Source organism: Alcaligenes sp. CHO6 (assembly GCF_037120595.1).
GTDB lineage: Bacteria > Pseudomonadota > Gammaproteobacteria > Burkholderiales > Burkholderiaceae_B > Alcaligenes > Alcaligenes ammonioxydans.
This window is the reverse complement of record NZ_JBANCI010000001.1, coordinates 807,585-833,658: the sequence shown is the minus strand read 5'-3', so window position 1 is coordinate 833,658 and position 26,074 is coordinate 807,585. Positions and strand designations below refer to the sequence as shown.

Below are 26,074 nucleotides of genomic sequence, written 5' to 3'. Positions count from 1 at the left end.
CGGCCTCAACGCTACTCGGGAAAAATCCGGTGCCTGCCTGTCCTGGCAGGCACGATAAAACCTACTTTTCGGGCGCTGGCAATACAAAAAAAATATATAGAAACTCAAAAATCGGCTAAGCAAGTATTAAGAAAGTCGAATCCTGAGAAAACACCGTAAATTATTAGCTCATTAACAATAATTAACGCACTTGATAACGCTAAAATTTTTTCCATCAGTCTAGAAAAATCAAGTGTTTATATGGCCTGTTTTTTTGACACAGGACAATATTGACAGTAATAACAAGCCTAAATACTATCGAAAAGTCATTTCAACGATTTTTCGGAATAGATCCTCATGGATATCAGCTTGTTATGCTCGCAAGGCCGTGTTGCGGACCGCACCGACAATACCTTGGCAGGCTCCCGCTATACAGCACAGCATCTTGCGGCCTTACTGGGCAAAAAAGAAATTACAGTCGGTCAACTCAGCCCGGCTGAAAAAGACAAATGGCCCGAAAGTCTGGATAAAGCCCGTCCACACTTGGAAAAAATGGCCGCTGCCCTCAGCCAGGAGCTCAGCAAGAACAAGCGGGTCATCCTGACCACCAGCACCTGTCCCACCAGCCTGGCCACCATTCCTGAAGTCGTAAAAAAATATCCTGATATCAAGCTGCTTTGGTTTGATGGCCACGGCGACTTCAACACCCCTACCAGCAGCGATTCGGGATATCTGGGTGGCATGGTGGTCAGCGCCGTCTGTGGAGTCTGGGACGCCGAGCTGGATGCCACCATCCCTCCCGAGAACGTGATTATCGTCGGCGCCCATGATATCGACGCTGCCGAGCAGATCCTGCTGGAGCAGCACCGCGTTCGCGTCATCCCACCCGCCCACGTAAAGCCCGAGACGATTCTTCCGCTGATTGGGGACTCGCCAATCTGGATTCACGTGGATTGGGATGTGCTAGAACCCGGCAACGTGCCCGCCGAATACAAAGTCAAGGGTGGAATCACCCTGGAGCAATTGCGCGCCATTTTCCGTGCCCTGCCGATTGATCAGGTCAAAGGTCTGGAGCTGGCCGAGTTCAGCGCGCAGGACGACGACAACCAGCCGTGGCTAAACAATATTGAAACCCTCGTCACTGACTTACTGAACTAGTCTTGCTGTCACACCGCCCCGGGAGGAGAGAATGTTGATTTCACAGCAGGATCTGCACGAGAAGCTGCCGTCAATGCAGGCGTGGGAAAACACAGCATGGAATGAAATCGAGCAAAAAATACAAAATCCCGATTTCCCCTGCATCTTCAGTCTGAAAGCATGGAAAATCCAGTCCCTCTATCTGGTGTTCTGTCATAAAGGATCACCCGGCAACGAGTATGAGGATTTTATTCAGGGCCTGAAGTCGTATTCCGAGTTCATCATCACCACCCCTGAAAGCGAGCGGCTGTTCAATCCCTTGCTCGTGGTTTTCTCGCCGGATTTTCACGATGGCCACAGCCTGCTGGCCCATGGTTGGGAAGCACTCAATCACGCGCATCGCCATGATCCCTCCCCTTGGCCGGACAGCGTCTCACCCAACCCCGATGACGCCAGCTGGAGCTTTTGTTTCTGCGGGATTGAATACTTTATCAATATGAGCTCTCCGGAGCACATTCAACTGCAAAACCGAAACCTGGGCTCTCATCTTGTATTCGTGATCAATGCACGCCGAAACTTTGATCTGGTTGCCAATGGGCAAACACCCGATGGCCAAGCCACCCGTACACGGATCAGGGACCGCGTCGCCGACTACAACCAGGGTTTCAGACCGGTGGAACTCGGTTCCTACGGCACCGTCGAGAATCTGGAGTGGAAACAATACCAACTTTCAGAACCGCAGGTACCGCGTCCGGCCATCTGCCCTTTCACACAGAAAAAAACGGGAGAAAATTTTGCCTAGCAATGACAAAAACAAAGGCCTGATAGAGCTCTTGCTCGCCATGATCATGATGGGCACAGTGGGCCTGTTCGTTATCGAATCGGGTCAAAATGCCTACAACGTCGTCTTTTATCGATGCCTGCTGGGCTCGGTTTTTCTGCTGATCTACTGCCTGGCGAGCAAGAAATTCAGCGATAGCCAGCTTACGGCCCGAAACCTGATGCTCATTATTGCCAGCGGCATATTCCTGGTCTTTAACTGGGCTTTGCTGTTCGAGTCCTTCAAGGTCGCCTCCATTTCGACCTCCACCACGATCTACCACACCCAGCCCTTTTTCTTTTTGATCATCTGGTCGGTCATCTTCAAGGAAAAGACCGAAAAATCCAAACTGTTCTGGATGCTTATTGCGTTTGTAGGGGTAGCGCTGGTCGCCGATCTTGCCCAGACCTACGACTCGCTGTCCTTCGCCCAACTATGGGGAACACTGCTGGCTCTTTCCGCTGCCGTGTTATGGGCCTTGTCCGCCGTCCTCGTCAAGTTCCTGTCTCAGATTTCGCCGTTTATCGTCACCCTGATACAGCTGGTGGTAGGAATTTTCGTGCTTTTCCCCTTTGCCGAACTACAGACTGTGGGAACGATCACCCCGACTCAATGGGCCTGTCTGGTCACGCTCGGCCTGGTGCACACCTGCTTGACCTATGTCTTGATGTACTCGTCCTATAAAAAACTGCCGGCCAGCACCATTGCCATCATGACGTTCATCTACCCGGCCGTCGCCATCTTCATTGACTATCAGTTCTACGATCAAAGCCTGAACGGTTTCCAAATTGCCGGGATTTTCATGATTTTCCTGAGCAGCTATGCCTCCACGCAGAATTTGAAGTTCCCCTTCAAATTATTCAGCCGTCAAGAAACACAATAAACCCTCTCATCCCTATGACAATCCATCATTCCATTCTGGACACGATCGGCAACACGCCCATCGTCAAACTCAACAACACCGCCCCCGAAGGGGTTGAGCTTTTCGTCAAACTCGAATCGTTCAACCCGGGTGGGTCGGTGAAGGACCGGCTGGCCCTGTCGGTCATCCTGGACGCGGAGGCCAAGGGTGAGCTCAAGCCCGGAGACACCATCATCGAATGCACCTCGGGCAATGTCGGGATCGCGCTTGCCATGGTGGCCGCCGCACGCTGCTACAAGTTCATCGCCGTCATGGGGGATAACTATTCAATGGAACGCCGCAAACTGATTCGGGCGCTGGGCGGCGAGGTCATTCTGATTCCGGGGCATCTGGGCAGCAGCGGCGGCAATAAAATCGCGGATGAGCTGGCCCGAGAAAATGGCTGGTTCCGGCCCCGGCAATTTGAAAACCCAGCCAATCCCAGTTATCACCGCATGACGACCGCCTCCGAGATTCTCAGTAACTTCGCCGGCAAACGACTGGACTATCTGGTGACGGGTTTTGGAACCAGCGGAACGCTGACCGGCGTGGGGCAAATGCTGAAGCTGGCTCGACCAGACATCAACATTGTCGTGGCCGAGCCCGAGAACGCCCAGATCCTGGCTAAAGGTCACTGGGAAGTCCATCAGATCCAGGGCTGGACGCCGGATTTTGTCCCCAGCTTGCTCGATCGCGATGTCATCGATTCGCTGGTAACGATCACTGGGCAACAAGCTCTGGAAACCGCCCGGCTCATGGCCGCCAAGGAAGGAATTCTGGTGGGCATTTCGGCGGGCGCCACCATTGCGACAGCAATGCGACTGGCTCAATCTGCGGCACCTGGCAGTGTCATCCTGGCTATGGCTCCCGATACCGGCGAGCGCTATCTCAGCACCGAACTGTTCAATGAGCTGGGTCAGCTGGAAACCGACCCTGGCATCCGATACTGGGAATCGGCCCTGCAAACCCTTGAAAACAGCGAGGCCTGATCATGAGCACCGCCTTGAGCGCCAACACCGAAACAGTCCGCATCAATATTGACAGACTGTGGGACTCACTGGAAAAAATGGCCGAAACCGGCCCAGGCATTGCTGGAGGCTGCAATCGACAAGCCCTGACCGACGAAGACGATAAAGGACGCAAGCTATTCGTAGAGTGGTGTCAACAGGCCGGTCTGTCCGTTACGGTCGATCAAATGGGTACCCTCTTTGCGAGTCGGCCCGGCAGCGACCCGCAGGCAGCTGGCATCTATATTGGTTCTCATCTGGATACCCAACCGACGGGCGGGAAATACGATGGCGTCCTGGGCGTATTAAGCGGTCTGGAAGTAGTACGCACCCTTAATGATCATGGCATCCGTACTCAACGCCCGATCGTCATCAGCAACTGGACCAACGAGGAAGGCTCCCGCTTCGCCCCCTCCATGCTCGCCTCAGCCGTCTTTGCAGGGGTCTATTCCTTGGAGTATGCACATGGCCTGAAAGACCAGGCGGGCATCACGCTTGGCCAGGAACTGACGCGTCTGGGCTGGCTAGGGTCAGAACCTGTGGGCAAACGCACGATGCACGCCTATCTGGAATACCACATCGAGCAGGGCCCCATTCTGGAGGCTCAGCACAAAACGGTGGGGGTGGTCACGCACTGTCAGGGCCAATCCTGGCTGGAGGTGACCTTGACGGGACGTTCAGCTCACACCGGCTCCACTCCCATGACCATGCGCGCTAACGCCGGTTTGGCGATGGCACGCATTATCGATGCGGTCGACCACATTGCCATGGCCCATCAGCCCAATGCAGCCGGCTCCGTGGGTCAGATCAAAGTCTATCCCAACTCCCGCAACGTTCTGCCCGCCAAAGTCATCTTCACCATCGATATACGGGCGGCAGACAAACATAAATTCGACCGGATCTGCACTTTGGTCAGGGACAAAATCCGCGAGATCAGTCATGCCCATGGCGTGGCCTTCTCCATTGAAAAAATAGGCCACTACGATCCTGTCGAATTTGATGCTGACATGACGGGAATCATTCGCCAGGCTGCTGAGGACATGAACTATCCACACATGGATATCACGTCGGGCGCCGGACACGACGCCACCTGGATTGCCCGTGTGGCGCCCACCGCCATGATCTTTTGTCCTTGTGTCGGCGGCGTCTCCCATAACGAATCGGAAGCGATTTCCCCGGAATGGGCGCAGGCGGGAGCCAATGTCCTGCTGCAAACCGCCCTGCAACTGGCCAATACCTAAGGTGCCCCCACGGGCTTCACCGCCCGACCGGCTCCTCCAGGCCGCTCAGTCCAAAGGCAGCAAGCAATGCATAAAGCGTGCTTGCTGCCCATATTGCCGAAGCTTGTTTTCCAGGACCGCGGGCTCCATGCCCTGTACAGGCTGATACCCCCGTTTGAGCCAATAGCCGACCGACGGCCCCAACGACACCAAACTACCCCGACGCAACCCCCGTTGCCGCGCATACTGCCGGCCGGTACGCAGCAGCGCCCCTGCAATGCCACGGCCCTGTCCATGGCGTCGCACGGCACAATCGTGAATGAACCATTGATCGGCCAGCGAAGGCAACTCTTCAAGCGTGTCTCCCAGCGAGGGAGGTAACAGCCCTGCCCAGGGATAAGACACCAGATACCCCTGCAATTGACCGTCCCGGTCACGTGCTACCCAACAGCTCTCGGGGGACAGATCCAGACGGTTCTGATAAAAGTGGCGGTCTTCCAGAATATCTGCGTCATACACATCGGCCTGAACGTCCAGCACCTGGTCCAGGTCGTGCAAACGCATTAACTCAATCTGTAAGGTCATAACAGCTACACGGCGGCCCAACATCACCACCGTGCCATTTCACTCGGTTTAATCGCGGAAGTTATCGTACTGCAAGGGCAGTTCCACATCGGTCTGCTTCAACAAAGCGATGGCCGCCTGCAAATCATCACGCTTTTTGCCGGTAACGCGCAGCTTCTCGCCTTGAATCTGGGTCTCCACCTTAAGTTTGGCATTCTTGATGGCAGCAATCAGCTTCTTGGACGTAGGCTGATCCAGCCCCTGACGCACCTTCACTTTCTGACGCGCACCTGCCACATTCTCCAGCACCTTCTCGGTTTCCAGACAGCGCACATCAATGCCACGGGCGGCAATACGGCCACGCAGAATCTGCATCATCTGCTCGAGCTGAAAAACGCTGGGAGCCGACTGCAAAATCGTGGTTTCATCCTCAAGTTCAAATTTGGCATCCGTACCTTTGAAGTCAAAACGGGTGGCCAGTTCGCGGCTGGCCTGTTCGACTGCGTTACGCAGCTCGTGCGTGTTGACCTCGGATACAACGTCAAAAGATGGCATTCCTAACCGTCCTGTTCCATAAGTGCCTACAGGCCGCCCGAAGCGACCTGTGTGCTTTTTAAATAACGCCGGCCTCAGTCCGAAGCGACTTGCTTGGCCTGCTGACGCAGCGCGAATTTCTGTATTTTACCGGTTGCCGTTTTGGGCAATTCCATAAAACTGAAATATCGCGGTATTTTAAAGCCAGCCAGGTGTTGCCGGCAATGCGCGCGCAACTCCTCGACCGTGACCTGGGCGCCAGGGCGCAGTTCGACATAGACATGCGGCGCTTCGCCCCAGCGCTCGTCGGGCTGGGCAACGACGGCCGCCGCCTGCACCGCCGGATGCCGGTACATGACATCCTCAATTTCAATGGAGGAAATATTCTCGCCCCCGGAAATGATGATGTCCTTGCTACGATCCTTGATGCGCACATAGCCATCGGGTTCACACACCGCCAGATCGCCAGTATGAAACCACCCCGCTCCCAGGGATTCCTGGGTAGCCTCGGGGTTTTTCAGATACCCCTTCATGGTGATATTGCCGCGGAACATGATCTCACCCATGGTCTGACCGTCTGCCGGAACCGGCTGCATGGTTTGCGGGTCCAGAACCTTGACCGCCCCTTGCAGGTGATAACGCACCCCCTGTCGGGCGTTGCGCTGCGCGCGCTCCTGGATGCCCAGCTCATTCCAGGGAGCGTGCTGCGCACAGACGGACGCCGGACCGTAGGTTTCAGTCAGCCCATACACATGGGTCAGCGCAAAACCCATGCGCTCCATGCCCTCGATCATGGTGGCCGGTGGAGCCGCACCCGCCACCATGGCGGACACGCCTTTGGGCAAACGAGACTTCAGGGTTTCATCGGCATTGACCAGCAAGGAGTGCACGATGGGCGCGCCACAGTAATGGGTAACACCGTAATCGACCATATTGTCGACCATGGCCTGCGCTTCCACTTTACGCAAACAGACATTCACACCGGCACGAGCCGCGATCACCCAAGGGAAAGTCCAGCCATTGCAATGGAACATGGGCAAGGTCCACAAGTAAACGGCATGCTTGGGCATGTCCCACTCCAGCACGTTGGACAGCGCCCCCAGATACGCCCCCCGATGATGATAGACCACGCCTTTTGGCTTGCCCGTTGTGCCACTGGTGTAATTCAGGGCAATCGCGTCCCACTCGTTGGCCGGCAGTTGCCAATCGTAATCTGGATCTCCACCATCCACAAACGCTTCATAAGTTTGCGAACCGATCCCTTCGGCCCCTTGGTCGAAATAGGGGTCCACCACATCAATGACCAGGATGGGCGCTTTGCTCTCACGCAGGCTCAAGGCTTCCTTCATGACGGCGGCAAACTCGCTGTCGACCAGCACGGCCCGTGCTTCACCATGATCGAGCATATAGGCGATGGTACTGGCATCCAGACGGGTATTGAGCGTATTCAAAACGGCACCACACATGGGTACGCCGAAATGTGCCTGCACCATGGGAGGCGTGTTGGGAAGCATCACGGCCACGGTATCGCCCTTGCCGATGCCGGCCTTGGACAACGCGCTGCCCAACTGACGGGTGCGGGCATACAGTTGCGACCAGCTCATCTTGATACCGTCTTGGGCGGGCCCGTAAACCAGAGCCGGGTAGTCAGGGTAGACAAAAGCACTGCGCTCGATGAAATCCAGCGGCGACAAAACACGATAGTTGGCGTCTGTCTGGGGCAAATCCTGATCGTAAATACTCACCACAAAGTCTCCAAAAAAGGGCGGTCTAACCGAAATTCACGGTGGTCCGTCTGATAATTGCGCTCTTACATTAGCTGGACACAGCGCTTTGGGCAAGGTCGCCTTTTCAGCTGTACAAGAGCATAATGACACGCTATCTAAGGTATATATCGCGATCGGCTGACTGCTCGCTGACAGTTTGCCCCCCTACCCGAAGGCCTTTCATGCCCGTAGCCATGCTTTATATTGCCGCCGGCGGCGCCCTGGGCGCGCTGGCACGCTGGTTCCTCAGTCAGGCACTCAACACCCTGTTCCCCACCTTGCCACCAGGCACCTTGCTGGCCAACTTGATCGGCGGCTATTTGATGGGCATCGCCATGGCCTGTTTCAACCAGTGGGGACTGGGTCACGAAGGCTGGCGCATGTTTGTCATGACCGGCTTTCTGGGTGGCCTGACTACCTTTTCCACCTTCTCTGCCGAGATCATGACCTTAATGATGCAGCAGCGCTATCTGTGGGCACTGGGCGGCATTGCCGTGCATGTCATCGGTTCTTTACTGATGCTGGGCTTGGGCATGGTCACGTGGAGCCTGTTTCGAGGGCAAGCATGATGGACGTCCATTTTCTTCAGGCCGGTTCACCTCCGCCGGATGTTGAGCAGCGCTTTGGCAATCAGAACGCCTGGTTCAAACGCGCACTGCAAACACTGCCGGTCAACATCCGTACCTGGCGTGTGCATCAGGATAAAGCCTTGCCCGCTGCAGACTGCCCGGACCCTGTGGTGATCAGCGGTTCCTGGAACATGGTCACTGATCGTCTTGACTGGAGCGAGAACCTGGCCGCCTGGATTCGTGAGCGTTATCGGACTCAAATGCCTCTGCTGGGCATTTGTTACGGTCATCAACTGATGGCTCATGCCTTGGGTGGACGCGTCGATTACGCTCCAAAAGGCGCTGAGGTGGGCTATTTACCTGTCCAGCTCTCAGAGCAGGCGCAACACCATGAACTGCTGGCAGACCTGCCCATGCAATTTCCTGCCTTGCTCACCCATCAACAAAGTGTGCTGAGCCTGCCCGATCACGTAGAAGTGCTGGGTCGTTCCGCGCAGGACCCTCATCAAATCCTGCGTTATGGCCCATCGCAATGGTCGGTCCAGTTTCACCCCGAATTTTTCGCCGGCTTGCTGCGCTACTGTGTCTTGCGCAAGGCCGACTTCTGGAGAGCACAAGGCATCGACCCACAGGCACTGGCCGACCCGATCCAGGACACGCCCGACGCCCACCGCCTGCTCTGTCATTTTGTGCGGACTTACTCATCCAGCGGGCCCAAGGGGCGACGGAAAAACTCGCCCGGCGTTTGACCCATCAAGTCTCGAAATGCCGCCACAAAAGCCGACATGCTTTCGTAGCCACAGGCCAAGGCTACATCAGTCACGCGCTCGTGGCGCTCTAACAAGGGCAAGGCGCTCATGACGCGCAGGCGCTGGCGCCACACCCGAAAAGTCAAACCAGTTTGTTGCCGGAATAGACGGCTTAGCGTTTTTTCTGACAAACCTTGCTGCTCAGCCAGCTCGTGCAAACTCCAATCGACCGCTGGCTGAGCCTGAAGCTGCTCACAAACCTGCAACAAGCGTGAGTCCGATGGCCAGGGCAGAATCAGACCGCTTTCAGGGGCGGCCAACAGGCGATCGAGCAGAACCTGTACCAAACGCCCTTGCGCCCCCTCTCGCTCATACAGGACCGGCAATAAACTAAACTCGCGAATCAATTCCCGCAATAAGCGGTCCACCGCCACCACCCGACACGCAAGGGGTGCCTGCGGCAAGGCGCTGACATCAATATAAAGACTGCGAATCTGGGCATCGGGTGAACTGCGTACCCCATGCTCGACGCCTGCTGGCACCCAGACCGCCTGCTGGGGCGGTGCCATGAAACGCCCACTGGCCGTGCGCACCTCAATCACACCGGTCAGCGCATAAGAGAATTGCACCCAAGGATGACGATGCGGGCGCGCAATGGCCTGATTGGGCAAGGTACGTTCCTGACCATAGAGTGGTCTGGGCAGATACCGCAGCTGCTGCAAACTCTCTGGAACCCGCTCGGCGGGTTGCAGAATGTCCGTTTGTCGATAATCCATATCCGTTTAGCGATAAACACCCAAAAAAGTCTACGGTAAAGTGAGGCCTTTCATAACGCAAGCCTTTCAAGCCTCTCACAAACCCATGCTCTCTCAACTGCGACTGCTTTTTGACAACTTCACTCTGATCCTGATCGGCGTTGTGGCGCTGGCCAGCTTCTTTCCCGCCTATGGTCAGGGCGCCGTGATTTTTGATGTGATTACCGGTCTGGCCATTGCCCTGCTGTTTTTCATGCATGGCGCCAAGCTGTCTCGCGAGGCCATCATTGCCGGCGCAACCCACTGGCGTTTGCACCTGTTGGTCTTTGCCTGCACCTTTGTGATGTTCCCTCTTTTGGGCCTGATCTCCAAGCCCATTTTGTTGCCTTTGCTGGGCATGCCCTTATTTGTCGGCATTTTGTATATGTGCGCCTTGCCCGGCACCGTGCAATCGGCCATTGCCTTTACCTCGATTGCTCGCGGCAACGTACCAGCCGCCATTTGCAGTGCCTCGGCCTCCAGCCTGATCGGCATTGTGCTCACTCCCGTGCTGCTCAAGCTCCTGCTGGACGCGGACGGCGGCTCGGCCAGCTCGACGGTGGACGCCATCAAGAAGATCAGCCTGCAATTGTTGCTGCCTTTTGTCGTGGGCCATCTGATGCGCCCCCTGATTGGCAAGTGGATGGATCGCAACCGCAAATGGCTGCGCAGTGTGGATCAGTCTTCCATCCTGCTGGTGGTCTACACGGCTTTTAGCGCGTCGGTAATCGGCGGTCTGTGGCAAGCTGTTCCACCCAAGTCCCTGGCTATTCTGACCGTGGTCTGCGTGGTGTTACTGGCCATTATCTTGTTTCTGACGACCTGGATGGCCCGCAAGCTGAGCTTTAGCAAGGAAGACGAAATCACGATTGTGTTCGGCGGCTCCAAAAAAAGTCTGGCAACCGGTGTGCCCATGGCCCAAGTGCTGTTTACCGGCGCTGCGATTGGCCCCGCTCTGCTACCCATCATGATCTTTCATCAGATTCAATTGATGGCCTGCGCCTTCATTGCGAATCGATACGCACAGCGCCCGACAACACCAGAAGAAAAGATGTCTCTGCAAAAAGCCTGATACGTAAGCGATGATGGCCCAGTTTCAGGAACACTGGGCCATTGCGTGCCAGGGCACTGAAACGCAACCAGCCGCAGGTCTTCTCAGCCAAAAGCTGTTCGTCGCCGCCCTCACTTGCTCTCTAGCGCGCCGTAGCTCATTGAGAACGCCATGGACAATGCGCCCCCCGCTCACTGCAAGGTATTGATCTTGTCATTCAAGGTCGCTGCCGACAATTCTCCGGCCCGCACATCCACCAGACGACCCTGCTCATCCAGAAACAAGGTCGTTGGCAAACCCCGACTGCGCACGGCCTGCCCCAGCTGCATATGCGGATCGCGCCACATATTGCCCAATTCCAGGTTTTCCTCATTCAGATAGTGCTGGATCGCCGTCAGCTCCTCGCCCTGGTTGGCGAACACAATATTCACATCGCTTCGGCTGGCTTGCACTTGCTGGAATGCTGGCATCTCGCGACGGCACGGCGGGCACCAGCTGGCCCAGAGATTCACGACGGTTACCTTCCCCTTGTACTGATCCAGATTGTCCGGCGTACTGAAGTCTGCCTGCAGGGGAATCAAGTCTATCTCGGGCAAGGGGATGGATGGTTCAAGGCCACCTCGGCCCGTTGCGACCATAACCAGCGAAAACGCAGCGACACCAATAGCCAGGCCACCGGCCACCGCTGGCAAGACCGCCTTGTCACGCAGCACACGCCACAGCACGTAGAACCAGCCCGCCGTCACTGCAGCCGGAATCATCAAACCGCCATCGCGCACATCCAGCCAGCTCAAGGGGTCATTTTGGTAGAACTCCCATTGCTGAATGAGAAAGCCCAGGCGGCCGACCAAGACCCCCAGAAGAACGGCGCGCCATAAGACTGATTCCGCCCGGGTCTGTCGGCGTCTGTCCAGCCAGGCCGCCAAAAACAGCCCCAAGAAGGCCGCGACCAAGAACGCAAACAAGGACGTGGCAAAGGTAAAAGGACCGAGCTGTATGCTTTGCATAACCATAAATCCTGACAAGACCAGATAAAAACAGACCCGCCTTAAGCGGGTCGGGCCAACAAGAACAGACAGCCATCGCGCGTAAAGATTCCCTAGTTCAGGGAAGCCTCGCTCAACATCTGCATGAATTGACCCATCTTGGCAGGGCATTTGACGCCGGGCTCCAGCTCAACACCGCTGCTCACATCAATCGCATAAGGTCGATGCAATGCGACTCGATCGGCCACATTATCGATACGCATGCCTCCAGCCAGAACCAGGGGCGGCAGGCCTTCCTGGGAGCGCAGACGCAGTTGCAGGCCCTGGATCAAGGCCGGATCGAAGGCCGTACCCGTGCCGCCATAAGCATCGTGATAGCCGTCCATCAACCAGGCTCGCGCATCGGGATACTTCATGCACTGCTCAAACAGGCTGTCTACCGTGTCCAGGCCGGGCGCCCCGACACGGAAAGCCTTGATATACGGATGAGCATAGCGCCGGCATTCTTGCGGACTTTCTTCCCCATGAAATTGCAGCAGGTCCGGTTGCACCTGCTCCAGAATCTCCCGCACAAAGCCTTCGGGGGCGTTCACAAACAGACTTACCGCCTGCACGAATGCCGGGACATGGGCGCGCAAGGCGACAGCCTGCTGGGTGCTGAGCATGCGGGCACTTTTCGGATAAAACACAAACCCCACCGCATCCGCGCCCAATTGGACGGCAGCATCAACATCCTGCGCTCGGGTAAAGCCACAAATCTTGACTCGGGTACGGCTGTACATCATTGATCCTCGAATAAAAAACGGGGGCCCGATGCCCCCGTTTGAAAGATGGAACGACTTTATTGGAAACTGCTGGCGGCGTCATCCATACCAAAGCCATAGCTATCAGAGCCGTAGGTCGACTCGGTACCAAACTGGATCTGCGAGTCCTCCAACAGAACTTCGCCGTCTTTGTAATGCGTGACCAGCCCGGGAAAGACCAGCACAGCGGCGACCATCAATAACTGGATGATAATAAAGGGCACCGATCCCCAGTAAATATCGGTCGTTGCCACTCGCTTGACCCGCTCGCCCGTTACCTTGTCGGTGTAATCCTCTTTCGGAGCGACCGAACGCAGGAAAAACAGCGCAAAGCCAAAAGGCGGGTGCATGAAGGAAGTCTGCATATTGACCGCCAGCAAGACACCGAACCAGATCAGGTCAATCCCCATCTTGTCGGCAATCGGCCCGAGCAACGGCACAATAATAAAGGCCAGCTCAAAAAAGTCCAGAAAGAAGGCCAGCAGAAAGGTCAGAATGCTGACAATGATCAGAAAGCCCCACTCTCCGCCAGGCATGTCGATCAACAGGTGCTCCACCCACAAATCGCCATTGATGCCGCGAAAGCTCAGGCTGAACACCGTAGAGCCCACCAGAATGAAGACCACAAAGCAGGACAGACGGGTGGTGGACTCCATCGCCTGACGCAACAGCTTCCAGGACAAACGCCCACGCGATACGGCCATGATGATGGCCCCTACAGCCCCCATTGCCCCGCCCTCGGTCGGTGTCGCCACGCCAATAAAGATTGTGCCCAGCACCAGAAAGATCAGAAACAGGGGCGGCACCATCACGAAGACCACGCGCTCGGCGATCCTGGAGAGCATCTTGAGCTTGAGCAGCTTGTTGGCCAGCGCGATCAACCAGGCCGTCATGCCCCACAGCAGCATCAGCACAACAATATGCTCGTCCATCGGAATATTGGGATGCGTGGCAAAGTAGTGCTGAGAACCAAAATAGGCCACAGCAGACGCCACGATCGTCAGGACTACCAGGGAAGTCAGGCCACGACTGCCATCAGGCTCCATGTACACACGGGCCTCGGGCGGCAGGGCTGGCGCCGACTTGGGCTTGATGTACGACATCACCACAATGTACAGAATATAAATCACCACCAGCAGTAAGCCAGGCAGCATCGCACCGCGATACATGTCGCCTATGGATCGACCCAGCTGGTCAGCCAGAATAATCAACACAATTGAGGGAGGAATGATCTGCGACAGCGTGCCCGAAGCAGCGATCACGCCGGTAGCCAGTTTGCGGTCATAGCCATAGCGCAGCATGATGGGCAAGGAAATCAAGCCCATGGAAATCACCGAAGCCGACACCACGCCTGTGGTGGCGGCCAGCATGGCACCGACCAGTACCACCGCAATGGCCAGTCCGCCGCGCAAGGGGCCGAACAACTGCCCGATGGTATCAAGCAGATCTTCCGCCATTCCCGATCGTTCCAGTATCAGGCCCATCAAGGTAAAGAAGGGAACGGCCAGCAAGGTGTCGTTCTCGACGATTCCAAATACCCGTTGCGGCAAGGCCTGGAACAAGGCCGGCTGCATCATGTCCAGCTCAATGGCGACCAGACCATACAACACCCCGATCGCCGACAAGGTAAACGTCACGGGGAAACCCAACAGCAAAAACACGATCAGGTTAAAAAACATGATCGGAGCCAGATTATCAACCAGAAATTCCATTGTTACTGGCCCTTAGAAACAGAAATCGTTGCGTCATTTGCCCGGGCTATCTCCAGGATCTCCTTGGCCAGCTCTTCCTCAGCACTTAACCCGCCGTTTTTAAGCAAGGGGTTGGGACAAGCACCCCGCAAAAAGCCGATGCATTTGATCAGATGCGAAATACCGGCCAGTGCCAGCAAGGCGAATCCGACCGGAATCAAGAGCTTGACCGGCCAACGCGCCAGCCCACCCGTATTGGAGGACTGCTCGTTCAACACATAAGACTGCTCAAAAAATGGAATGGAGAGCCAGAAAATCAACAGCGTGGCGGGCAAAAGAAAAAAGATGACGCCAAAAATGTCGATCCAGACTTGAACACGAGGTGGGAAGCGTTCTGCCACGGCATCCACCCGTACATGCTCATTGACAAAGAAGGTATAGCCCGCCGCCAGCAGGAAAATTGCACCGAACAAATACCATTGCAATTCCAGCCACTGGTTGGAGCTAATGCCGTAGACCTTGCGCACCACGGCATTGATCGCACTGACCAACACCACAATGAGGGTCAGCCAGGTTACGGATTTACCAACGACCGTGTTCAGTCGGTCGATCAAACTAGACAATCGTAAAAAGAATTTCATGGCCTTGCTCAGGATATGGTCGCCTTCAGGACTCGCTTGTGGCGGATGCCCGAAGGTGGTCGGCCTTATACAGATAAGAATGTAAGAAAGAAAATGGCTTCACATTTTATACGATTGAAACAGGTGAAGCCGATTCGGATACCGGGGATAAACCCTTTAGAAATGCGCTAGATCATCATTTATTTTCAGCTGCCTTGGCAAAACGCAGTCCGCTCAATTCATAGAGCAAGTCATCGGGGTCCGACGTGGGGAGATCAAAGTGAGCCGGATAATCCACCCCGGCCAGATACAGGCCACTGGCCTCAAAAGTCGGAGCCGACAAGCGGCGATCACGCTGGGCCAGGAGATGCAGCACCCAGGAGGGAGGCTGGCGGCCTTGTCCGATATAGACCAGCATGCCCATCAGATTACGGATCATGTGATGCAAAAACGCATTGGCGCTAAAGCGAAATAGAAAAAAATCACCCTGCTGCTGAATCTGAATCTGGGTCATGGTCCTTACGGGACTGGCAGCCTGGCACTGCGAGGAGCGAAACGCACTGAAGTCGTGCTCACCCACCAAGTGCTGGGCAGCTTGCTGCATCAGGGACAGCTCCAAAGGACGAAACACCCAGGCAACCCGCCCCTGCAACAAAGGGGAGCGTACCCGGTGTTGGCGCAGCAGGTAGATATAGTGACGTCCTTGCGCGGAAAAGCGCGCATGGAAGTCTTCCGGCACTTCGCGCGCCCATTGCACCGCTACCGAGTCCGGCAACAACGCGTTAAGCCCGCGCACCCAGGACTCCAGACTACGCTCGACTGTCGTGTCCAGATGAACCACTTGATTGAGCGCATGAACGCCCGTATCCGTGCGCCCGGCGCAGATCGTAGAAACGGGCTGGGCCGTAAAACGGCCCAGTGCCTGCTCCAGAACATCTTGAACGGTGTTGCCACCGGCCTGACTTTGCCAGCCTAGCCAGGGCGTCCCCTCATAGCAGACACCCAGTGCAATACGTTTCATGGTGGGTTTATTGCCTTACTGACGTACAGGAGGCTCGTCCGAAGGCGGCTGATCCAGGTCCAGATTGATTTTTTCCAGCTTCTCCCGAACCATTGCCTCGCTGACAGGCGCAGGCGAATCATCACCATGACGATTTTCGGTATTGGCCCGGCGCAAGACCCAGGTCACCAGGACCACGATCAACGCCAGTACCACGGCCATGACGGCCAACATATGTTCTTGTATCCAGGACACGGTCTTTTTTGCCTTGTTAACTGCACCGGCCATCTTGCCCTGCTCGGGCTCGGGAGGCACGGAAATCGCTCCTGCCACCGCGGCAGAAGAAGCGGCGCCAGAAGCGCCAGATTGAGAAGATGGGTGGGTCGTCTCACTGCCGGACTGGCCCAGACCCAGCTCGTTAGCAGAGTCCAGAATCAAGTCTTTGGCCGCCTCGCCTTGGGACTGCAAGGCACGGCCCAGCGTCGAGACATTTTCTTCCAACTGCGAAACACGATCCCCGGTCTCACGTAATTCGTGCTGCAATTGCTGCTTGTCATCACGGGCTTGAGAACCGGCCGACAGAAGCAGACGATCCTGGCCTGCCCCATTTGCAGCGGATTCGCCACTCTCGGTCTGCATCCGACCTTGGGACGCATCGCCCTGATCGCCTCCAGCTTGCGCTGCCAAGCGCAACGCCTGGGCCTGATCCACGTAGAAACGGCGGGCCTGGGCATCGTTTATCGCCAACATGGCCGCCGCATCCGGAATCTGCAGAGTCTTGCCGGCCTTCAGACGATGCATGTTCTGATCGATGAAGGCATCGGGGTTGTGCTGCTGCACCGCCCGCATCCACTGGTAAGCGCTGACACCGGCCACGGCGTGGCGACGGGCCAAAGCATGCAAGGTATCGCCCGAGCGGACGCGCACCGCATTCGCGCCTTTCGTATCCGATGAGTTCGACGCAGCTGAAACCTGCACCGCCACAGGGGCCGGACGAGCCACCTGATCCTGGGCCACCGGCCGGACAGTCAGTGGGGCGGGAGCCAGAACACTGACCTGATGCAAGAACTGCCCGCTGTCGCTTTGAATCTGCAACAGCACATCCGCAACAGAACCCGAGAACATCTGCTCGGAGGACAGCCGGATACGTCGCACCTGCCCCTGCTCGTCACGCTCGATGAATGCTCTGAGAGACTCCAGATCAACGGGCGGTGTCAAGCCAGCCTGTTGCCAGGCCGACAACGGTGCGGGCGCCACTTTCAATGACAGACTTTCTTCGGGACTGATCTGGCGAATACCCACATCCAGCGTGAAAAGCTGATTGGGCGCGGACACCAGACGACTATGACCGAGCTCCAGCGCGCACACCGGCGCGGCCGCCAGCATCCCGGCCACAAGCAGGGCCGAACCCAGCGTACGTACAGGATGCAGACGGCCAGCCATGATCAGAGCTCGCCCAGGGCAATACGCAACATGCGGCGCAATGGCTCGGCAGCACCCCACAGCAACTGGTCGCCCACCGTGAAAGCGCTCAAGTACTCGGGGCCCATGTTCAGCTTGCGCAGACGACCTACTGGAATGTCCAGCGTGCCAGTCACGGCAACCGGCGTCAGCGCTTCTATCGTGGCCTGACGCTCGTTGGGCACGACCTTGGCCCACTTGGAGCCCTCCGCCAGGATGTCCGTGATCTCGTCCAGCGGCACATCACGGGTCAGTTTGATGGTCAGTGCCTGACTGTGACAGCGCATGGCACCAATACGTACACACAGGCCGTCGATAGGAATGTGCTTGTCCTGTGCACCGCGGCCCAGGATCTTGTTGGTTTCCACGCCGCCCTTCCACTCTTCGCGCGTCATGCCGTTGCCCAGGTCGGAGTCGATCCAGGGAATCAGGCTGCCGCCCAGTGGAACACCAAAGTTTTTCTGAGGCAGATTGGGATCGCGCTGAGTCTGCAAGACACCGCGATCAATATCCAGAATGGCCGAAGCAGGATCGTCCAGCAAGCTGGCAACGGACTGGTTGATCAGGCCAAACTGTGTCAGCAGCTCACGCATGTGCTGAGCGCCACCGCCCGAGGCAGCCTGGTAGGTCATGCTGGTCATCCACTCAACCAGATTCTGGTTGAACAGCCCCCCCAGGCCCATCAACATGCAGCTGACCGTACAGTTGCCGCCAATAAACTGCTTGCCACCTTTGGCCAGCGCCGCGTCAATAACAGGACGGTTGATGGGGTCCAGCACGATCACGGAGTTTTCATCCATGCGCAGCGTGCTGGCCGCGTCAATCCACAAACCGTTCCAGCCGGCGGCACGCAGCTTGGGGTAGATCTGGCTTGTGTAATCTCCACCTTGGGCGGTCACAATAATGGGCAGCTTTTTCAAAGCGTCAATATCGTGAGCATCCTGCAATGGGCCAGCGCCATCAGCCCACGAGGGAGCTGCGCCGCCAGCATTGCTAGTCGAGAAAAACACCGGCTGAAAAAGGGAAAAATCACCTTCGTCGCGCATGCGCTGCATGAGCACGGAGCCCACCATCCCACGCCAGCCGACCAAACCTACCGCTTGAGTCATGGTAATACCACCTGGATATATAAAAAAATAAAACGATAAAAGATACTATCGCAAAGCCTTGAGCACTGCATCCCCCATCGCGCTGGTGCTCAGCAATTGACAACCGTCTTCGTAGATGTCGCCGGTACGCAGGCCCTGCTCCAGCACGCTGGCAACCGCCGCCTCAATGCGTTTGGCCTGATCTTCTGCATTGAGCGAATAGCGCAGCAACATGGCGGCAGACAAAATGGTGGCCAGGGGATTGGCTTTGTTCTGGCCGGCAATATCGGGGGCCGAGCCATGGCTGGGTTCGTACAAGCCTTGCTGGGAGGCATTCAGAGAAGCCGAGGGCAACATACCGATCGAGCCCGTAAGCATGGCGGCTTCATCCGATAGGATATCGCCAAACAGGTTGCCTGTGACAATCACGTCGAATTCTTTTGGCGCACGCACCAATTGCATGGCAGCGTTGTCCACGTACATGTGGCTCAATTCGACGTCCGGATACTCACGGGCCACATCAATCATGATGTCGCGCCAGAACTGGGATGTTTCCAGCACATTGGACTTGTCCACGCTGCACAAACGTTTCTGCCGTTTTTGTGCGGCCTGGAAACCCACGTGGGCAATACGGCGCACTTCGCTTTCGGCGTAGTGCATGGTGTCGAAACCCTGACGCTCGCCTGCGAAGTTACCCTCTTCCACGGTACGCAAGCCACGCGGCTGGCCGAAGTAGATATCGCCCGTCAGTTCACGCACGATCAGGATATCCAGACCCGACACGACTTCTGGTTTCAAGGTGGAAGCGTTGGCCAGTTGCGGGTACAGGATGGCGGGACGCAGATTGGCGAACAGGCCCATCGCACGACGCAGGCCCAAAATGGCCTGTTCGGGGCGCAGGTGGCGCTCCAGCGAGTCATATTTCCAGTCACCCACGGCACCGAACAGCACGGCGTCGGAGCGTTGAGCCAGGCTCAAGGTTTCGGGTGGCAAGGGGTGACCGTGCAAATCGTAAGCGGCGCCGCCCACCGGGGCCACGGTCATCTCCAGATCCAGGCCCAGAGCGCCCAGCACACGCTGAGCCTGTTCGGTAATCTCGGGACCGATGCCGTCACCGGGCAATACTGCAATTTTATGAGTCATGATCAATGGGACGTAAAAATGAGAGAGTGGGAGGGAAAGGTTCCGGCTCGATCGCCGGAACATCCCAACAAAATCCTAGCGGGACGATCTTGCGCCTGGCATCAGGCCCCTGGCTGGCCCACCAGCCAGGGATGACGGGCCAAACGCTCGGCCTCGTACTGACGGATCATGTCCGCCTTTTGCAAAGTCAGGCCGATTTCATCCAGTCCATTCAAGAGGCTGTGCTTGCGCGAAGCATCAATGGTGAACGGCAGCTCACGACCTTCGGGCGTAATGACGCACTGTTCAGCCAGGTCAATACGCAATTTGTAGCCAGGAAAGGCTTTGACCTCATCGAACAGACGGGCCACATCCAGCTCGTTCAATACAATGGGCAACAGCCCATTCTTGAAGCTGTTGTTAAAGAAAATATCGGCAAAGGACGGCGCGATAATGGCGCGAAAGCCATATTGCATCAGGGCCCAGGGGGCATGTTCGCGACTGGAGCCACAACCGAAATTCTTGCGGGCCAGCAGCACGGAGGCGCCCTGGTAACGGTCCTGGTTCAACACAAAATCCGGGTTCAGCGGACGGCGGGAATTGTCCATGCCAGGCTCGCCGTGGTCCAGATAACGCAGCTCATCAAACAGATTGGGGCCAAAGCCGGTGCGCTTGATGGATTTGAGGAACTGCTTGGGGATGATCAGGTCCGTATCCACGTTTTCCCGATCCAAGGGAGCGACCAGACCGTCATGAGTAGTAAATGCTTGCATGGTGTGGATTTCCTCAGTTGAACGAACGCACGTCGACAAAATGGCCCGCAATGGCGGCCGCTGCGGCCATGGCCGGGCTGACCAGATGGGTTCGTCCACCCTGCCCCTGACGTCCTTCAAAGTTACGGTTGGAGGTTGAGGCACAGCGTTCGCCCGGCTCCAGGCGGTCGGCGTTCATGGCCAAACACATGGAGCAGCCTGGTTCGCGCCACTCAAAACCGGCATTCAGAAAAATCTTGTCCAGCCCTTCCTGCTCAGCCTGACGCTTGACCAGGCCAGAGCCGGGGACGATCATGGCCTGCTTCACATTGGAAGCCACTTTGCGCCCTTTGGCCACGGCGGCTGCGGCGCGCAAATCTTCAATGCGGGCGTTGGTACAGGAGCCGATAAACACGCGATCGATACGGATATCAGTCAGGGGCATATTGGGCGTCAGGCCCATGTACTCCAGGGCACGCTCCATACCATTACGGGTGACTTCATCTTTTTCTTTATCGGGGTCCGGCACCCGGCTGTCGATGGGCAGTACCATTTCAGGCGAGGTTCCCCAGGTCAGCTGAGGGGTAATCTGACTGGCATCAATCTGAACCACGCGATCAAACTGCGCCCCTTGGTCAGTATGCAAGGTTTTCCAGTACGCAACGGCCTGATCCCACAACGCGCCTTTGGGCGAATAAGGTCGACCACGCAGGTACTCAATGGTTTGCTCATCGACGGCAACCATCCCTGAACGAGCCCCGGCCTCAATCGCCATATTGCACACGGTCATGCGTCCTTCCATGGACAGGGCACGAATGGCCGAGCCACCGAACTCAATGGCGTAGCCCGTTCCCCCGGCAGTGCCGATCTGCCCAATGACATACAGGATCAGGTCTTTGGCCGTGCAGCCAAAGGGCAGCTTGCCATCCACCTGAATCAGCATGCTTTTGCTTTTTTTCATCAGCAAGGTCTGGGTGGCCAGCGTATGCTCAACTTCAGAGGTGCCAATACCGAAGGCCAGAGCGCCCACGGCACCGTGCGTACTGGTGTGAGAGTCGCCACACACCACCGTCATGCCGGGCAAGGTAGCCCCCTGCTCAGGACCGACAATATGCACAATGCCCTGACGCACATCATTCATGCGAAATTCGGTAATGCCAAACTCTTCGCAGTTGGCGTCCAGGGTATCGACCTGCAAACGCGAAATGGGATCTTCAATGCCATTCTGACGCGAGGTGGTGGGGACGTTATGATCTGCCACCGCCAGATTGGCACTGACGCGCCAAGGCTTGCGTCCGGCCAGAGTCAGACCCTCGAAGGCTTGCGGGCTGGTCACTTCATGCAGCAAGTGGCGATCAATGTAGATCAAACAGGTGCCATCCGTGTCCTGATGTACGACGTGTTCGTCGAACAACTTATCGTATAAGGTTTTTGCCATTGCACTCTCGCGATTCAGTTGTGATTGCGTCCCGCAGCACACGGGGCGCACTAAAATTTGCACTTATTATGACAGGCGCAGTAACTGGGACAAGACCAATCACCATCCTAGTATTGAAACTACCACGATAGGACGCTTTCCCCGAATCCAAGGCAGACACTCAAGCCATATTCTGCTTCGCGCAGTCAACTCCCGTGATTCACAGCCAGGGCTTGGCTAAAGAGTGATAAGCACCACTCGCCTCCCCGACTAAACGCTGTCACGCTAGGCCTCATTCAGACCAAACTGGCGCTGGACAAAAGCAGCCTGGGCAAAGTGTTGGTCGAGCGGGTGTACTGACACACTTCACCAATCAAGGACGGCTCTTTCTGTCTGGACATGCATGCCACCTCGCTGGGCAACCCGGGTGTGGCGAACGCCAAGCATGGGCAAGTAAACCGCGTTCCATAAAAAAACCCAAACCGGCACCGGTTTGGGTTGTGGTCCGAACGCGGTCACCCCGTCACGGCTTGGCCGCCTGCTGATACAAGGGCATGACCCGCTCCGAGATCGCCTGCAAATCTGCAATGCGAGTTGAGGACGCCGGGTGAGTCGACAAGAACTCGGGCTGGGCTCGGCTCTGCTCCAAAGACCCCATTTTCTGCCATAGCGTCACGGCAGCCCGTGGGTCATACCCTGCACGAGCTGCCAATTCAACACCGATCAAGTCTGCCTCGGATTCATGCGTGCGACTATTGGGCAATTCGAACATCACTTCACTCAGCGTGCCGCCCAGATCATTGACCGCTTGTACCCCTGTCAGGGCGGACAAGACTGTCAGCCCCAAGGAAGTCGCCATTTTCTGGGACACCTGCTCGCGTGAGTGCTCTCGCAAAGCGTGCGCGATTTCATGACCGATCACCGCTGCCAATTCAGCGTCGCTAGGGGCGATGCGCTTGAGCAAACCACTGTAGACCGCAATCTTGCCTCCGGGCATGCACCAGGCATTGACCTCGTCCGCATTGATGACATGCACCTCCCAGTTCCAGGCAGGAGCATCGGCACGGAACGCGCCAACCTGTCCAATCAAACGTTGAGCGATCGCTTTCACCCGCTGAGTCTGGGCAGCGTCCGTATCCAGCGCCTTTTGCTGGCGTGCTTGCGACAGGACCTGCGCATAGTTCTGGGCGGCAGCCTGATTCAGCTCGGCCTCAGAGACCAGATTGGAGATGAACTGTTTGCGTTCGACCCCCACTGCCCCGCTTTGCGTGGTCTGGACCGACGCACAACCCGCGCTAGCCAGTATCAAACCGACCGCCAAGACGCGTTTTCCGTTCACAATACCTTTCATGATCAGCTCCTGCAAACCAACCTGACTAGAAAATGACGTGCCGGCCTCCGGCGCAAACCCTTACATCAGACTCCGCATTGCGAGCGGTGACGCAAGCAATGATCCATCAGCACAATGGCCAGCAAAGCCTCGGCAATCGGTGTGGCACGAATACCCACGCAGGGATCATGACGACCCAGGGTTTGAACCTCGACCGCTTCTCCGGCCCGATTAATGGAGGGGCGCAGGGTACGAATGCTGGCGGTCGGCTTGATCGCCAGCGAGACGGTAATGGCCTGCCCTGAAGAAATACCACCCAGCACGCCCCCGGCCTGATTTGTCTTGAATCCATCCGGGTACAGCGCATCACCATGCTCTGAACCTTTTTGGGTGATGCAATCAAATCCGGCCCCGATGGAGACACCTTTAACCGCATTCAAGCCCATCATGGCGTGAGCAATATCAGCGTCCAGACGGTCATAAATCGGCTCTCCCCAACCGGCAGGCACCCCTTCGGCCACCACTTCAATGCGGGCCCCAATGGACTCACCTTCTTTGCGCAGCTCGTCCATATAAGCTTCCAACTGCGGCACCACATCCAGATCGGGGGCATAGAAGGGATTTTGCTCGACCATGTCCCAGCTTTTGAACGGAATGGCGATGGGGCCCAGTTGGCTCATATAGCCGCGAATCTTGACGCCGACGTGTTCGGCCAGCCATTTCTTGGCAATCGCCCCCGCAGCCACAGTAGGCGCGGTCAAGCGAGCCGAAGAACGCCCCCCTCCACGCGGGTCACGGTTGTCGAACTTTTTCCAGTAGGTGTAATCGGCATGACCGGGACGGAAAGTATCGAGCAGATTGCCGTAATCTTTGCTGCGCGCATCGGAATTGCGAATCAGCAGACTAATGGGCGTGCCGGTTGTGCGGCCTTCGTAAATGCCGGACAGAATTTCCACCTGATCAGGTTCGCGGCGTTGGGTTACATGGCGCGATGTGCCTGGACGACGGCGATCCAGCTCAAACTGAATGTCCTGTTCAGACAGCTCCAGACCCGGAGGGCAGCCATCGATCACTGCGCCAATCGCTGGACCATGGGATTCGCCGTAATTCGTGACGCGGAAGCTTTTACCTAGAGTATTGCCGGACATAAAGAAAGTGAACGCAAAGAAATGGAAAATTAAAAGTCAGGCACGATTATGGCATTGTTCCCGAATCCGGACATGCCCTGGACCGCGCCCGGTCTTTTAGGAAGAACAACTGACGGCCAGTTCCGCACTGCCTTCAGGCGGCGGCATGGCATAGGCCTCAAAACCGGCCCGCTCGGTGTAAGGATCTCGCAGCAACATCAGCAAGGTGTCAATTTCGCTGGCATCGTCCTTGGCAGCCGCCTGAATGGCCTGCTCGGCCAAGTGGTTACGCAAGACATACAAGGGATTGACGCGATTCATGGCCTCGCGCTGCTCAGGCGTGACGGAGCCGTCCAGAGTCAGACGTTGGCTATAGGCTTGCCACCAGGCCCGAGCCTGATCTTCTGAGCCATCAAACAGGCTCAGAAAGGCCTCAGGGGCCTTGCTGGCTTGTGCCAGAGCACGGAAGGACAAGGTGAAATCCGCCCCGCTGTTATGCAGCAAACGCCACCAGTCATCGACCAGTTGGGCATCGTCCGCCCGCCAGGTACGCAGGCCGAACTTGGCCTGCAAGTTGGCGTGATAGCGATTCAGGAAACTGGCTTCGAACGTCTGTAAACGCTCTTTCACCACTTCCACATCCAGGCCCAGCACCATCAAGGCACTGGCCAGGCGATACAAGTTCCAATGCACAATCGCAGGCTGCGCATTCCAGGCATAACGGCCTTGATTGTCGCTGTGATTGCAGACGTGATTCACACGAAATCGGTCCATGAAGCCGTACGGGCCGTAATCAATGGTCAGGCCCAGGATGGACATATTGTCGGTATTCATGACTCCGTGGCAAAAGCCGACGGTTTGCCAGTCCGCCACCATCTCGGCACTGCGGCGCGTGACCTCCTGCAAGAAGCGGCAGACGCGCTCCTGCTCCGAATCGCCGTCCTGGCGCAGTTCGGGATAGAAATCGCGCAGCACATAGTCCAGCAGCTCACGCAAGCGCTCGGCGTCGTTCGCCCAATGCTCAAATGAGCCAAACCGCACAAAACTCGGGGCGACGCGGGTGACAATCGCGCCCGTTTCCACGCTTTCACGATAGACAGGCGTATCGGAAGTGACCAGCGCCAACGCGCGACTGGTGGCAATGCCCAGACCCGCCATCGCCTCACTGGCCAGATACTCACGCACACTGGAGCGCAGCACGGCACGACCGTCACCCATACGGGAATATGGCGTTTTGCCCGCGCCTTTCAATTGCAGCTCCTGAGGGCCTTCGGGCGTATCAATCTGTCCCAGCAGATGCGCCCGGCCATCACCAAGCTGCCCTGCCCACACACCGAACTGGTGCCCGCTATAGACGGCCGATACGGTCAGCCCCCCGGGCAAGGGAGACTGGCCACTGACGACATCGAGAAACTCTGGCTCGCCCAGGCGTGACACATCCAGACCCAGTTGCGCCGCCAGCGCCTGATTGACATGGAGCAAACGGGCATTTGCCAAAGGTTGCGGCGGCACTGCCGTATGGAAAGCCGACGGCAGATCGGCAAAATGATGACTGATGGTCAGACCATCGAACGCACTGGACATAC

Annotated in this window: 25 protein-coding genes; 8 read left to right on the top strand and 17 right to left on the bottom strand. The window is 56.8% G+C overall.

Going from position 1 to position 26,074, the window contains the following annotated elements:
- The first annotated feature begins 336 nt into the window (after nucleotides 1-336).
- From V6936_RS03915 to V6936_RS03895, 5 genes are read left to right on the top strand one after another with little or no spacing between them, the layout of a single operon-like run.
- Nucleotides 337-1,137, top strand: coding sequence for an arginase family protein (locus V6936_RS03915; protein WP_003799611.1), 801 nt, complete (start codon nucleotides 337-339; stop codon nucleotides 1,135-1,137).
- 31 nt (nucleotides 1,138-1,168) lie between these two features.
- Nucleotides 1,169-1,918 (top strand): YqcI/YcgG family protein, encoded by a 750-nt coding sequence (locus tag V6936_RS03910; protein ID WP_336579449.1) that lies wholly within the window; start codon nucleotides 1,169-1,171, stop codon nucleotides 1,916-1,918.
- A complete protein-coding gene (locus tag V6936_RS03905) occupies nucleotides 1,911-2,819 on the top strand; it encodes a DMT family transporter (RefSeq protein ID WP_240208641.1) in 909 nt (302 codons plus the stop codon). Before V6936_RS03910 ends, V6936_RS03905 begins: the two co-directional genes overlap by 8 nt.
- Nucleotides 2,820-2,833: 14 nt before the next feature.
- On the top strand, nucleotides 2,834-3,826 hold the full coding sequence (gene cysK, locus V6936_RS03900) for a cysteine synthase A (RefSeq protein ID WP_059317569.1): 993 nt from the start codon (nucleotides 2,834-2,836) through the stop codon (nucleotides 3,824-3,826).
- 2 nt (nucleotides 3,827-3,828) lie between these two features.
- On the top strand, nucleotides 3,829-5,085 hold the full coding sequence (locus V6936_RS03895) for a Zn-dependent hydrolase (RefSeq protein ID WP_165477514.1): 1,257 nt from the start codon (nucleotides 3,829-3,831) through the stop codon (nucleotides 5,083-5,085).
- Between the two features lie 45 nt (nucleotides 5,086-5,130).
- Here V6936_RS03895 and V6936_RS03890 read toward each other — a convergent pair whose 3' ends face one another.
- From V6936_RS03890 to V6936_RS03880, 3 genes are all read right to left on the bottom strand, one after another.
- A complete protein-coding gene (locus tag V6936_RS03890) occupies nucleotides 5,131-5,649 on the bottom strand; it encodes a GNAT family N-acetyltransferase (RefSeq protein WP_336579448.1) in 519 nt (172 codons plus the stop codon).
- A gap of 48 nt (nucleotides 5,650-5,697) precedes the next feature.
- A complete protein-coding gene (locus V6936_RS03885) occupies nucleotides 5,698-6,183 on the bottom strand; it encodes a YajQ family cyclic di-GMP-binding protein (RefSeq protein ID WP_003799603.1) in 486 nt (161 codons plus the stop codon).
- A 74-nt stretch (nucleotides 6,184-6,257) separates the two neighbouring features.
- Nucleotides 6,258-7,910, bottom strand: a complete 1,653-nt coding sequence (locus V6936_RS03880; protein ID WP_003799601.1) for an acyl-CoA synthetase — start codon at nucleotides 7,908-7,910, stop codon at nucleotides 6,258-6,260.
- A gap of 200 nt (nucleotides 7,911-8,110) precedes the next feature.
- Here V6936_RS03880 and crcB point away from each other — a divergent pair, with 200 nt between their 5' ends.
- Both crcB and V6936_RS03870 read left to right on the top strand, forming a co-directional pair.
- Entirely contained in the window at nucleotides 8,111-8,497 is a 387-nt protein-coding gene (crcB, locus tag V6936_RS03875; RefSeq protein WP_003799599.1) for a fluoride efflux transporter CrcB, read from the top strand.
- Nucleotides 8,494-9,246, top strand: a complete 753-nt coding sequence (locus tag V6936_RS03870; protein ID WP_336579447.1) for a glutamine amidotransferase — start codon at nucleotides 8,494-8,496, stop codon at nucleotides 9,244-9,246. The genes crcB and V6936_RS03870 overlap by 4 nt, the downstream gene beginning before the upstream one ends.
- Here the strand turns inward: V6936_RS03870 and V6936_RS03865 are convergent.
- The gene (locus tag V6936_RS03865) at nucleotides 9,195-10,022 is read right to left on the bottom strand and encodes an AraC family transcriptional regulator (protein WP_336579446.1); all 828 of its coding nucleotides are present in this window, start codon (nucleotides 10,020-10,022) and stop codon (nucleotides 9,195-9,197) included. The genes V6936_RS03870 and V6936_RS03865 overlap by 52 nt on opposite strands.
- An 85-nt stretch (nucleotides 10,023-10,107) precedes the next feature.
- Between V6936_RS03865 and V6936_RS03860 the strand changes: the two genes are divergently transcribed.
- Nucleotides 10,108-11,112 carry a bile acid:sodium symporter family protein gene (locus V6936_RS03860; protein ID WP_336579445.1) on the top strand — a complete coding sequence of 335 codons (1,005 nt, stop codon included), beginning with the start codon at nucleotides 10,108-10,110 and terminating at the stop codon, nucleotides 11,110-11,112.
- Between the two features lie 170 nt (nucleotides 11,113-11,282).
- Here the strand turns inward: V6936_RS03860 and V6936_RS03855 are convergent, their stop codons facing one another.
- The 13 genes from V6936_RS03855 to V6936_RS03795 form a co-directional block, all read right to left on the bottom strand.
- Nucleotides 11,283-12,098, bottom strand: coding sequence for a TlpA disulfide reductase family protein (locus tag V6936_RS03855; RefSeq protein ID WP_336579444.1), 816 nt, complete (start codon nucleotides 12,096-12,098; stop codon nucleotides 11,283-11,285).
- Nucleotides 12,099-12,190: 92 nt separating this feature from the next.
- Nucleotides 12,191-12,859: a phosphoribosylanthranilate isomerase gene (locus tag V6936_RS03850; protein ID WP_240208838.1), complete on the bottom strand. Its 669-nt coding sequence runs from the start codon at nucleotides 12,857-12,859 to the stop codon at nucleotides 12,191-12,193.
- Nucleotides 12,860-12,918: 59 nt separating this feature from the next.
- Nucleotides 12,919-14,592 carry a TRAP transporter large permease gene (locus V6936_RS03845; RefSeq protein WP_003799586.1) on the bottom strand — a complete coding sequence of 558 codons (1,674 nt, stop codon included), beginning with the start codon at nucleotides 14,590-14,592 and terminating at the stop codon, nucleotides 12,919-12,921.
- Between the two features lie 2 nt (nucleotides 14,593-14,594).
- Entirely contained in the window at nucleotides 14,595-15,212 is a 618-nt protein-coding gene (locus V6936_RS03840; protein WP_003799584.1) for a TRAP transporter small permease subunit, read from the bottom strand.
- A 175-nt stretch (nucleotides 15,213-15,387) separates the two neighbouring features.
- Nucleotides 15,388-16,212, bottom strand: coding sequence for a tRNA pseudouridine(38-40) synthase TruA (gene truA, locus V6936_RS03835; RefSeq protein WP_003799582.1), 825 nt, complete (start codon nucleotides 16,210-16,212; stop codon nucleotides 15,388-15,390).
- 15 nt (nucleotides 16,213-16,227) lie between these two features.
- A complete protein-coding gene (locus V6936_RS03830; RefSeq protein ID WP_240208635.1) occupies nucleotides 16,228-17,634 on the bottom strand; it encodes a type IV pilus assembly protein FimV in 1,407 nt (468 codons plus the stop codon).
- A gap of 2 nt (nucleotides 17,635-17,636) precedes the next feature.
- Nucleotides 17,637-18,761: an aspartate-semialdehyde dehydrogenase gene (gene asd, locus V6936_RS03825; RefSeq protein ID WP_003799579.1), complete on the bottom strand. Its 1,125-nt coding sequence runs from the start codon at nucleotides 18,759-18,761 to the stop codon at nucleotides 17,637-17,639.
- Nucleotides 18,762-18,806: 45 nt separating this feature from the next.
- On the bottom strand, nucleotides 18,807-19,883 hold the full coding sequence (gene leuB / locus V6936_RS03820) for a 3-isopropylmalate dehydrogenase (RefSeq protein ID WP_336579441.1): 1,077 nt from the start codon (nucleotides 19,881-19,883) through the stop codon (nucleotides 18,807-18,809).
- Between the two features lie 101 nt (nucleotides 19,884-19,984).
- Nucleotides 19,985-20,635 carry a 3-isopropylmalate dehydratase small subunit gene (gene leuD / locus V6936_RS03815; protein WP_336579440.1) on the bottom strand — a complete coding sequence of 217 codons (651 nt, stop codon included), beginning with the start codon at nucleotides 20,633-20,635 and terminating at the stop codon, nucleotides 19,985-19,987.
- 13 nt (nucleotides 20,636-20,648) lie between these two features.
- A complete protein-coding gene (leuC, locus tag V6936_RS03810) occupies nucleotides 20,649-22,052 on the bottom strand; it encodes a 3-isopropylmalate dehydratase large subunit (protein ID WP_003799576.1) in 1,404 nt (467 codons plus the stop codon).
- 502 nt (nucleotides 22,053-22,554) lie between these two features.
- Complete coding sequence (locus tag V6936_RS03805) at nucleotides 22,555-23,382, bottom strand: M48 family metallopeptidase (RefSeq protein WP_003799575.1); 828 nt, start codon at nucleotides 23,380-23,382, stop codon at nucleotides 22,555-22,557.
- A 65-nt stretch (nucleotides 23,383-23,447) separates the two neighbouring features.
- A complete protein-coding gene (gene aroC / locus V6936_RS03800; RefSeq protein WP_003799574.1) occupies nucleotides 23,448-24,509 on the bottom strand; it encodes a chorismate synthase in 1,062 nt (353 codons plus the stop codon).
- Between the two features lie 96 nt (nucleotides 24,510-24,605).
- Nucleotides 24,606-26,072 carry a protein adenylyltransferase SelO gene (locus V6936_RS03795; protein WP_336579439.1) on the bottom strand — a complete coding sequence of 489 codons (1,467 nt, stop codon included), beginning with the start codon at nucleotides 26,070-26,072 and terminating at the stop codon, nucleotides 24,606-24,608.
- Nucleotides 26,073-26,074 lie beyond the last annotated feature (2 nt).

Bases quoted from the DNA above. Each gene is read 5' to 3' on its own strand.
- truA (WP_003799582.1), bottom strand. From the start codon at position 16,212: ATGAAACGTATTGCACTGGGTGTCTGCTATGAGGGGACGCCCTGGCTA.
- V6936_RS03845 (WP_003799586.1), bottom strand. From the start codon at position 14,592: ATGGAATTTCTGGTTGATAATCTGGCTCCGATCATGTTTTTTAACCTG.
- V6936_RS03805 (WP_003799575.1), bottom strand. From the start codon at position 23,382: ATGAAAGGTATTGTGAACGGAAAACGCGTCTTGGCGGTCGGTTTGATA.
- V6936_RS03840 (WP_003799584.1), bottom strand. From the start codon at position 15,212: ATGAAATTCTTTTTACGATTGTCTAGTTTGATCGACCGACTGAACACG.
- V6936_RS03915 (WP_003799611.1), top strand. From the start codon at position 337: ATGGATATCAGCTTGTTATGCTCGCAAGGCCGTGTTGCGGACCGCACC.
- asd (WP_003799579.1), bottom strand. From the start codon at position 18,761: ATGACTCAAGCGGTAGGTTTGGTCGGCTGGCGTGGGATGGTGGGCTCC.
- crcB (WP_003799599.1), top strand. From the start codon at position 8,111: ATGCCCGTAGCCATGCTTTATATTGCCGCCGGCGGCGCCCTGGGCGCG.
- V6936_RS03865 (WP_336579446.1), bottom strand. From the start codon at position 10,022: ATGGATTATCGACAAACGGACATTCTGCAACCCGCCGAGCGGGTTCCA.
- aroC (WP_003799574.1), bottom strand. From the start codon at position 24,509: ATGTCCGGCAATACTCTAGGTAAAAGCTTCCGCGTCACGAATTACGGC.
- V6936_RS03860 (WP_336579445.1), top strand. From the start codon at position 10,108: ATGCTCTCTCAACTGCGACTGCTTTTTGACAACTTCACTCTGATCCTG.
- V6936_RS03910 (WP_336579449.1), top strand. From the start codon at position 1,169: ATGTTGATTTCACAGCAGGATCTGCACGAGAAGCTGCCGTCAATGCAG.
- leuC (WP_003799576.1), bottom strand. From the start codon at position 22,052: ATGGCAAAAACCTTATACGATAAGTTGTTCGACGAACACGTCGTACAT.
- V6936_RS03855 (WP_336579444.1), bottom strand. From the start codon at position 12,098: ATGCAAAGCATACAGCTCGGTCCTTTTACCTTTGCCACGTCCTTGTTT.
- V6936_RS03830 (WP_240208635.1), bottom strand. From the start codon at position 17,634: ATGGCTGGCCGTCTGCATCCTGTACGTACGCTGGGTTCGGCCCTGCTT.
- V6936_RS03850 (WP_240208838.1), bottom strand. From the start codon at position 12,859: ATGTACAGCCGTACCCGAGTCAAGATTTGTGGCTTTACCCGAGCGCAG.
- V6936_RS03870 (WP_336579447.1), top strand. From the start codon at position 8,494: ATGATGGACGTCCATTTTCTTCAGGCCGGTTCACCTCCGCCGGATGTT.
- V6936_RS03890 (WP_336579448.1), bottom strand. From the start codon at position 5,649: ATGACCTTACAGATTGAGTTAATGCGTTTGCACGACCTGGACCAGGTG.
- V6936_RS03795 (WP_336579439.1), bottom strand. From the start codon at position 26,072: ATGTCCAGTGCGTTCGATGGTCTGACCATCAGTCATCATTTTGCCGAT.
- V6936_RS03885 (WP_003799603.1), bottom strand. From the start codon at position 6,183: ATGCCATCTTTTGACGTTGTATCCGAGGTCAACACGCACGAGCTGCGT.
- cysK (WP_059317569.1), top strand. From the start codon at position 2,834: ATGACAATCCATCATTCCATTCTGGACACGATCGGCAACACGCCCATC.
- V6936_RS03895 (WP_165477514.1), top strand. From the start codon at position 3,829: ATGAGCACCGCCTTGAGCGCCAACACCGAAACAGTCCGCATCAATATT.
- leuB (WP_336579441.1), bottom strand. From the start codon at position 19,883: ATGACTCATAAAATTGCAGTATTGCCCGGTGACGGCATCGGTCCCGAG.
- leuD (WP_336579440.1), bottom strand. From the start codon at position 20,635: ATGCAAGCATTTACTACTCATGACGGTCTGGTCGCTCCCTTGGATCGG.